This window comes from Streptomyces sp. NPDC058955 (genome assembly GCF_042741435.1).
In the GTDB taxonomy this organism is placed as follows: domain Bacteria; phylum Actinomycetota; class Actinomycetes; order Streptomycetales; family Streptomycetaceae; genus Streptomyces.
On record NZ_JBHYKM010000035.1, the window covers coordinates 23,131 to 31,823 of the forward strand.

At 73.2% G+C, this 8,693-nt stretch carries 8 protein-coding genes; 4 read left to right on the plus strand and 4 right to left on the minus strand.

Annotated features, from left to right (window positions below; translation table 11 throughout):
* Positions 1-10: 10 nt before the first annotated feature.
* The 3 genes from ACFW1I_RS16205 (at position 11) to ACFW1I_RS16215 (ending at position 3,940) form a co-directional block, all read left to right on the plus strand.
* Positions 11-1,618: an FAD-dependent oxidoreductase gene (locus tag ACFW1I_RS16205; RefSeq protein ID WP_384670198.1), complete on the plus strand. Its 1,608-nt coding sequence runs from the start codon at positions 11-13 to the stop codon at positions 1,616-1,618.
* 107 nt (positions 1,619-1,725) lie between these two features.
* Positions 1,726-2,787 (plus strand): LLM class flavin-dependent oxidoreductase, encoded by a 1,062-nt coding sequence (locus ACFW1I_RS16210; RefSeq protein WP_384670200.1) that lies wholly within the window; start codon positions 1,726-1,728, stop codon positions 2,785-2,787.
* 142 nt (positions 2,788-2,929) lie between these two features.
* Positions 2,930-3,940: a PAC2 family protein gene (locus tag ACFW1I_RS16215; protein ID WP_384670201.1), complete on the plus strand. Its 1,011-nt coding sequence runs from the start codon at positions 2,930-2,932 to the stop codon at positions 3,938-3,940.
* A gap of 48 nt (positions 3,941-3,988) precedes the next feature.
* On the opposite strand, the gene mshC is transcribed toward ACFW1I_RS16215, so the two are convergent.
* The 4 genes from mshC to ACFW1I_RS16235 form a co-directional block, all read right to left on the minus strand.
* The gene (gene mshC, locus ACFW1I_RS16220; RefSeq protein ID WP_384670202.1) at positions 3,989-5,218 is read right to left on the minus strand and encodes a cysteine--1-D-myo-inosityl 2-amino-2-deoxy-alpha-D-glucopyranoside ligase; all 1,230 of its coding nucleotides are present in this window, start codon (positions 5,216-5,218) and stop codon (positions 3,989-3,991) included.
* A gap of 147 nt (positions 5,219-5,365) precedes the next feature.
* Entirely contained in the window at positions 5,366-6,172 is an 807-nt protein-coding gene (locus tag ACFW1I_RS16225) for an SCO1664 family protein (protein WP_384670204.1), read from the minus strand.
* Positions 6,169-6,759 carry a DUF3090 domain-containing protein gene (locus ACFW1I_RS16230; RefSeq protein WP_384670205.1) on the minus strand — a complete coding sequence of 197 codons (591 nt, stop codon included), beginning with the start codon at positions 6,757-6,759 and terminating at the stop codon, positions 6,169-6,171. The genes ACFW1I_RS16225 and ACFW1I_RS16230 overlap by 4 nt, the downstream gene beginning before the upstream one ends.
* Before the next feature lie 67 nt (positions 6,760-6,826).
* Positions 6,827-7,516 (minus strand): histidine phosphatase family protein, encoded by a 690-nt coding sequence (locus ACFW1I_RS16235; protein WP_384670207.1) that lies wholly within the window; start codon positions 7,514-7,516, stop codon positions 6,827-6,829.
* 96 nt (positions 7,517-7,612) lie between these two features.
* Between ACFW1I_RS16235 and corA the strand changes: the two genes are divergently transcribed.
* A complete protein-coding gene (corA, locus tag ACFW1I_RS16240) occupies positions 7,613-8,605 on the plus strand; it encodes a magnesium/cobalt transporter CorA (protein ID WP_384670262.1) in 993 nt (330 codons plus the stop codon).
* Positions 8,606-8,693 lie beyond the last annotated feature (88 nt).

Consider the following 8,693-nt stretch of genomic DNA (forward strand, 5'->3'; position numbering starts at 1 on the left):
GTAGACCGAGATGACCACCCCGCAGACCGTTCCCGCCCTCGGAACGCACCCGGCCGCCGGCTCGCTTCCGACCCGCGCCGAGACCAGAGAGCAGCTTGCCAAGGCGACGTACGACCTCCTGGTGATCGGCGGCGGCATCCTGGGCATCTCCACCGCCTGGCACGCCGCGCAGTCCGGTCTGCGGGTGGCCCTGGTGGACGCCGGCGACTTCGCCGGCGCCACCTCCTCGGCCTCCTCCAAGCTCCTCCACGGCGGCCTGCGCTACCTGCAGACCGGCGCCGTGAAGCTCGTCGCCGAGAACCACTTCGAGCGGCGCGCCGTCTCCCGGCAGGTCGCCCCCCACCTGTCCAACCCGCTCACCTTCTACCTGCCCGTCTACAAGGGGGGCCCGCACGGCGCCGCCAAGCTGGGCGCCGGCGTCTTCGCGTACTCCGCGCTCTCCGCCTTCGGCGACGGCGTCGGCCACCTCCTCTCCCCCGCCAAGGCGGCGCAGGACGTGCCCGAGCTGCGCACCGACAACCTCAAGGCCGTCGCCGTCTACGGCGACGACCAGATGAACGACGCCCGCATGGCGCTGATGACGGTCCGCGCGGCCGTCGACGCCGGCGCCGTCGTCCTCAACCACGCCGAGGTCACCGGGCTCCGCTTCACCCAGGGCCGGGTCACCGGCGCCGAGCTGAAGGACCGCATGTCCGGCGACGAGTTCGGCGTCACCGCGCGGCTCGTCCTCAACGCCACCGGCCCCTGGGTCGACCACCTGCGCCGGATGGAGGACCCCAACGCGGCCCCCTCCATCCGCCTCTCCAAGGGCGCCCACCTGGTCCTCAAGCGGACCGCCCCGTGGAAGGCCGCGCTGGCCACCCCGATCGACAAGTACCGGATCACCTTCGCCCTCCCCTGGGAGGACATGCTCCTGCTCGGCACCACCGACGAGGAGTACGAGGGCGACCCGGGCGAGGTCGCGGTCACCGAGAAGGACACCGCCCAGATCCTGGACGAGGCCGCCTTCTCCATCCGCGACCAGCAGCTCGACCGCTCCCTCATCACCTACGCCTTCGCCGGCCTGCGGGTGCTCCCGGGCGGTCCCGGCGACACCTCCAAGGCCAAGCGCGAGACGGTCGTCACCGAGGGCCGCGGCGGGATGCTGTCGGTCGCTGGCGGCAAGTGGACCACCTTCCGCCACATCGGCCGCACCATCATGAAGAAGCTGGAGGCGCTCCCCGGCCACCCGCTGGGCGAGGATTACGAGTCGGTCTCCACGCTCCCCAAGCGGCTCCCGCTGCCCGGCATCGCCAACCCGAACGCGGTCGCCCACCGGCTGCTCGTCGACGGCCCGGCCCCCGGCCCGCGGATGGCCGCCGACACCGCCAAGCACCTGGCCACGCACTACGGTTCGCTCTCCTTCGACATCGCCCGGATGGCGAACGAGAACCCGGAACTGGCCCGCCGGATCCACCCGGACGCCCCGGAGATCTGGGCGCAGGTCGCCTACGCCCGCGACCACGAGTGGGCCGAGACGGCCGACGACGTGCTGCGCCGCCGCACCACCCTGACCATCCGCGGTCTCGCCACCGACGAGATCCGCGCCGGGGTCGACGCGATGCTGCGCGCGAAGTAGCCGCCACGAGCCGAGGGGCGGTCTTCTCCGGGGAGGGAGAGGGCCGCCCCTCTCGTGTGCCACACGGCGGCCACACCGCCGCAACACTCGGCGCGCACAGTGGGGGCATGAGGTTTCAGGTGCTCTCGATCGTCCCCCACTCCCCGCACCCGCTCACCGGCGAACTCCCCTCCGCGGCCGACCGGCTGGAGCAGGTCGTGACGCTCGGCACGACGGCCGAACGGCTCGGCTTCGACGCCTACGCGATCGGCGAGCGGCACGCCGGACCGTTCCTCTCCTCGGCCCCGACCGTGCTGCTCGCCGCGCTCGCCGCCCGCACCTCCCGGATCCGCCTCCTCACCGGCGTCACCGTCGTCGCGATCCTCGATCCGGTCCGGGTCGCCGAGGACTACGCCACCCTCGACCAGCTCTCCCGCGGCCGGCTGGAACTCGTCGTCGGCAAGGGCGCGGAGGCCGGCCACTTCGACCTCTTCGGGCTGGACGAGGAGCGCCAGTGGGAGCTCCAGAAGGAGAAGTACGAACTCCTGCGCCGGCTCTGGACCGAGGAGGACGTCGACTGGGAGGGCGCCTCCCGGCCGCCGCTGAAGGGCGTCACCACGATCCCCCGGCCGTACGCGGGTCTCCCGAGGATCTGGCACGGCTCGGCCACCAGCCTGCACTCCCCCGAACTCGCCGCCCGGCACGGCGACCCGCTCTTCACCGCCAACGCGATCCAGCCGCGCGAGGCGTACGCGCGGCTCATCGCCCACTACCGCGAACGGTTCGAGGCGTACGGGCACGATCCGGCGCACGCGCGCGTGGCGGCAGGTTCGGGCGGGCTGCTCATCGCGGACACCCCCGAGCAGGCCGTGCGGCGTTACAAGGAGCTGTACGAGGCGAAGGTGGCGCAGAGCTTCCGGCCGCACCTGGAGGGCAAGGCCGGGTACAACACCCCGTTCCGCACCGTCGAGGAGGCGATCGCGGGCGGTCCGCAGCTGATCGGCTCCCCCGAGCAGATCACGGAGAAGATCCTCGGCTTCCACGCCCACTACGGGCACGACCTCCAGTCGATCACGGTGGACGGCTTCGGGCAGTCGACGGCCGAACAGGCCGAGACCCTGGAGCGGTTCGCCGAGGAGATCGCGCCGGTGCTCAGGAAGGAGGCGCCGAGCACGCTCTGGGAGGAGTGAGAGTCCCGTGTGCGGGGCCCGGTTCGTGGGTAGTCGATCAACGCCGCACGGGTTTTCGGGCGAGTCCGGGGGCTGCGGCCGGACGACCGGAAAGCCGTAAGGTTGGTCCGTACGACACGAACTTCGAAGAAGGAGGCGCTGGGTGATCGAGCTCGAGGGGGTACCCGAGCTGATCGACCCGGTCATGGTGGCCGCGTTCGAGGGCTGGAACGACGCCGGCGACGCCGCCTCCACCGCGGTCGCTCATCTGGACCGGGAATGGAAGGGCGAGGTCTTCGCGGCGCTCGACGCCGAGGACTACTACGACTTCCAGGTCAACCGTCCGACGGTGTTCCTGGAGAACGGCGTCCGGAAGATCACCTGGCCGACGACCCGGCTCTCCGTGGTCCGGATCGGCGGCGACAAGCCGCGCGACCTGGTCCTGGTCCGGGGCATCGAGCCCTCGATGCGCTGGCGCTCCTTCTGCAACGAGCTGCTGGGCTTCGCGCACGAGCTGGGCGTCGAGATGGTGGTGATCCTGGGCGCGCTGCTCGGCGACACCCCGCACACCCGCCCGGTGCCGGTCAGCGGCGTCACCTCCGACCCGGACCTGGCGCGGACGATGGAGCTGGAGGAGACCCGGTACGAGGGCCCCACGGGCATCGTCGGGATCCTCCAGGAGGCGTGCACCCACGCGGGCGTGCCGGCCGTGAGCCTGTGGGCGGCGGTGCCGCACTACGTGTCGCAGCCGCCGAACCCGAAGGCGACGCTGGCGCTGCTGAACCGGCTGGAGGACCTGATCGGGCTGCGGATCCCGCTGGGCGAGCTGCCCGAGGACGCGCGGGCCTGGCAGCTGGGGGTGGACCAGCTGGCGGCGGAGGACAGCGAGGTCGCCGAGTACGTGCAGACGCTTGAGGAGGCCCGGGACACCGCGGAGCTCCCGGAGGCGTCGGGCGAGGCGATCGCCCGCGAGTTCGAGCGCTATCTGCGGCGGCGCGACCCGGGTCAGGGTCCCGGACCGGGTGGCCCCGGGGTCGCGACGGAGAGCGGCGACACCTCGTACCTGCGGGATCCGGGCAGCGGCCGGACCCGGCCGCCCAAGCCGGAGCCGGAGCCGGAACGGCCCGAGGAGCCCGGCGAGCCCGAGGCCGAGGCCGACGGCGAGGAGAACTGAGAGAGGGGGACGGCCGGAGCCGTCCCCCTCTCTCGCTCGCCCGTCTGCTTACAGCGCGACGCCGAGGAGCGCGTCGACCGTGCGGGAGACGAGGCCGGGGGCGGACTCGTCGGTGCCGCCGTCCGCCTCCTGGCGGGCGGCCCAGCGGTCGACCGCGGCCAGCGCGGCCGGGGTGTCCAGGTCGTCCGAGAGCGCCTCGCGGACCTCCTCGACGAGGGCGTCGGCGGACGGGCCGTCGGGCCGGGAGACCGCGGCGCGCCAGCGGTCGAGGCGGTCGACGGCGTCCTGGAGGACCTGGTCGGTCCACTCCCAGTCGGCGCGGTAGTGGTGGGCGAGGAGGGCGAGCCGGATGGCGGCCGGGTCGACGCCCTCGCGCCGGAGCGCGGAGACGAAGACCAGGTTGCCCTTGGACTTGGACATCTTCTCGCCGTGCAGGGCGACCATGCCGGCGTGCACGTACGCCTTGGCCATGGGGAACTCGCCGGTGAGGGACTGGGCGTGCGAGGCGCCCATCTCGTGGTGCGGGAAGATCAGGTCGGAGCCGCCGCCCTGCACGTCGAAGCCCATGCCGAGGTGGTCGAGGGCGATGGCGACGCACTCGATGTGCCAGCCGGGGCGGCCGGCGCCGAGGCTGCCGCCGTCCCAGCTGGGCTCGCCCTCGCGGGCGGCCATCCACAGCATCGGGTCGAGCGGGTTCTTCTTGCCCGGGCGGTCCGGGTCCCCGCCGCGCTCGGCGGAGAGGTGCCGCATGAGCTCGGTGTCGTAGTGGGAGACCTGGCCGAAGTGCGGGTCGGCCTCGACGGAGAAGTAGATGTCGCCGTCGAGCTCGTAGGCGGCGCCGGAGTCCCGGAGCCGCTCGACCAGCGGGACGATGGACGGTATCGACTCGACCGCGCCCACGTAGTGGCGCGGCGGCAGCATCCGCAGGGCGGTCATGTCCTCGCGGAAGAGGGAGGTCTCGCGCTCGGCGAGGGCGACCCAGTCGATGTCGTCGCGGAGGGCGCGCTCCAGGAGCGGGTCGTCCACGTCCGTGACGTTCTGGACGTAGTGCACCTGCCGCTTGGTGTCGAGCCACACGCGCTGCACGAGGTCGAACGCGTTGTAGGTCGCCGCGTGACCCATGTGGGTCGCGTCGTAGGGCGTGATGCCGCAGACGTAGATACGGGCGACGGGACCGGGGGCGAGGGTCACTCGTCCGCCGGTCGCGGTGTCGTGGATCCGGAGGTCGCGGCCCTTGCCGGGAAGGGCGGGGACCTCGGAAGCGGGCCAGGCATGCATGACCCGAGCGTAACCGGACAGCTGTTTCGGATACGAACCGGATCCGGAATCTTGTCCGATCAGGCGCTCTTGCGGGTCAGCGAGGTCTGTGCATACCCCCCAGGGGTGGGGGCGCCGTCCGGGGGGTGTGGCCGGAACCGTACGGCCCTAGACCGGCGGCCAGGGGATGGCGGGCCACTGACCGGAGGGCTCCGGATGCCGCCCGGAGGCCAGCAGCGCCGCGACCCGGTCCCGTACGGCGGACACCTCGGCGGTCGTGAGCAGTTCCGCCAGGCGGGTGGCGAGGGGTCCTCCGGGCGCCAGGGCGGCGTCCAGCGCCCCGAGGACCGCGGTGGCCTCCTCGGGCAGCTCCTGGCCCGCCCAGCCCCACAGCAGGGTGCGCAGCTTGTCCTCGACGTGGAAGGAGACCCCGTGGTCGATGCCGTAGAGCCGGCCGCCGGGGGCGGGCAGCAGATGGCCGCCCTTGCGGTCGCCGTTGTTCATCACCGCGTCGAGGACGGCGAGCCGGCGCAGTCCGGGGGTGTCGGCGTGGACCAGGAGCGCGGTGCGCCCCTCCCCGACCTCGGCGGGGCCGATCGCGCGCCAGCCCTCGCCGGGCTCCTCGTCCTCGGTGAGGGCGAGCAGCCGGGCCTCCGGGTCGGCCTCGACCCAGAGCTGGACCATGCCCTCGCCGTACGGGCCGTCCCGCAGCACCGTGGGCGGGACCAGGCCCCAGCCGGTGGCCTCGGAGAGCTCGTACGCGGCGACCTCGCGCTCGGCGAGGGTGCCGTCCGGGAAGTCCCACAGGGGGCGCTCCCCCGCGACCGGCTTGTAGACGCAGGCGGCTTCGCGGCCCTCGTAGGCGACCGTGCAGTAGAGCACCGCGTTGGAGGCCTCGCGGACCTGTCCCCGGACGGTCAGCTCACCGCGGGCGAGCAGCTCCGTGTCCTGCGGGTGTTCGGGGCTGCTGCTCATGCTCCGCGGCGGTATCCGTTCTGGCGGGGGCAGACGTGGCCCTCCGGGTCGAGCGGGAGGCTGCACAGCGGGCACGGCGGGCGGCCGGCGTTCACCACGTCGAGGGCCCGCTTGGCGAAGGCGCGGGCCTGGGCGCCGCTGAGGCGGACGCGGAGCATCGGCGGGCCGTTCTCCTCGTCCTGGAGCAGCCGCTCCTCGGCCGCGGCGAGGTCCTCCTCGGACTCCGCGTCGAGTTCGACGAGGGCCTGGGCCTCGACGATCATGCGCTGTTCCTCGCCGTCCCAGGCGAGCGCCATGGTGCCGACCCGGAACTCCTCCTCGACGGGGGTGTCGAGGGGGGCGGTGTCGGCGGCGTCGGCGGGGGCGACGGCGGGCACCGGGGCGTTGCCCCCGGTGCGGCGCAGCACCTCGTCGAGGAGTTCGTCGATGCGCTCGGCGAGTGCGGCGACCTGGGTCTTCTCCAGGGCGACGCTGGTGATCCGGCCGGACGCGGACGCCTGGAGGAAGAACGTCCGGCGGCCAGGCAGCCCGACCGTGCCGGCCACGAAACGCTCCGGTGGGTCGTAGAGGAACACCTGACGGGACACGCTCCCGGCTCCCTTGACTGTCGACTGTCGTACTGCAACGGCGAGTCCACCCTACTGCGCGGGGGGATCACGGTGCGCCCGCGCCGCCCCCCACCTCCGCCGTCCCACTGGTGTCGGGGGCCTCCCGGGGGGCCAGGGCGGCGAGGTCGCCGGTGTCGCCGAGGCAGACCAGGAAGGGGCGGAGCCGGGTGTAGCGGATCACCGTGAGCGAGCAGGGGTCGACGTGGATCCGCTGGAAGAGGTCCAGGTGGAGGCCGAGGGCGTCGGCGACGAGGGACTTGATGATGTCGCCGTGGGAGCACATGACGTAGACGGCGTCCTCGCCGTGCTCGGCGTCGATCCGGGCGTTCCAGTCGCGGACCGCCTCGACGGCCCTGGTCTGCATGGCGCGCATGGACTCGCCGCCGGGGAAGGCGGCGGCGGAGGCGTGCGCCTGGACGACCTCCATCAGCGGTTCGTCGTTGAGTTCGCTGAGCTTGCGGCCCGACCAGTCGCCGTAGTCGCACTCGTTGATCCGGTCCTCGACGTGGAACGGGAGGTCCGGGCGGGCGTCCAGGAGCGGCTGGAGGGTCTCCCGGCAGCGCTGGAGGGGGCTGGAGACGGCCGCGGCGAGCGGGATCCCGGCGAGCCGGGCGGGCAGCGCGGCGGCCTGCGCGGCGCCGCGCTCGTCGAGCGCCACGCCCGGCGTGCGCCCGGCGAGCAGTCCGGAGGTGTTGGCGGTGGAGCGTCCGTGCCGGACGAGGATCAGCGTGGCCATGCCGGCCAGCCTACGGCGCACGCGCGCGTGCGGGACCGGGTGCGGCCGGGTGAGCCGCCCCGCGCGCGCGTGCGGTGCCGGCGGGACCGGGGGAGAATACGGCCCGTGATCGTCGACGCTGCCCTGTACCGCGACGGCCGCCGGAGGGAGTGCGGCGGCGACCTCTCCCGTTCCCTGGCGGAGGCGCGGGCCGGTGGCGACGCCTTCCTCTGGGTGGGGCTCTACGAGCCGACGGAGGCCGAGTTCGACCATGTGACCTCGGAGTTCGCGCTGCACCCGCTGGCGGTCGAGGACGCGCTCAAGGCGCACCAGCGGCCCAAGCTGGAGATCTACGACGACTCCCTCTTCGTGGTGCTGAAGCCGGTCCTCTACGAGCCGGAGAGCGACCGGGTCTCGTCCGGGGAGCTGATGCTGTTCGTCGGCGACTCGTTCGTGGTGACGGTGCGGCACGGCGAGGGCGCTCCCCTGGCGGCGGTGCGCAAGCGTCTGGAGACCCATCCGGAGGTGCTGCGGCACGGGCCGACGTCGGTGCTGTACGCGGTGAGCGACGCGGTGGTGGACCACTACCTGGACGTGGCGGGCGAGCTCCAGGTGGACCTGGAGGAGCTGGAGGCCGCGGTCTTCGCGCCGGGCGGGACGGGCACGGCGAACATGGCGGAGCGGATCTACACGGCGAAGCGGCAGGTGCTGGAGTTCCGGCGGGCGTCGGGACCGCTGGCGGGGCCGATGGCCCGGCTGACGGCGGGCGCGGTGCCGTTCGTGAGCGAGGAGTCGCAGCCCTTCTTCCGGGACGTCAACGACCATCTGCTGCGGGCCAACGAGCAGGTGGAGGGGCTGGACCGGCTGCTGTCGGACGTGCTGTCGGCGCACCTGGCGCAGATGGGGGTGCGGCAGAACGACGACATGCGGAAGATCTCCGCCTGGGCGGCGATGGCGGCGGTGCCGACGATGGTGGCGGGGATCTACGGGATGAACTTCGACCACATGCCGGAGCTGCACTGGATGTGGTCGTACCCGGCGCTGATCGTGGTGATGGTGCTGATCGAGCTGTCGCTGTACCGCCTGTTCAAGCGGCGCGGCTGGCTGTGAGCCCGCCGCGCCGGCCGCTCGTCGGGGGGGGCCGCGGGCGCGGGGCGGCCGCTGCCGGGGGGGGGGTCGCGTGGCCCCGGCCCGCTGT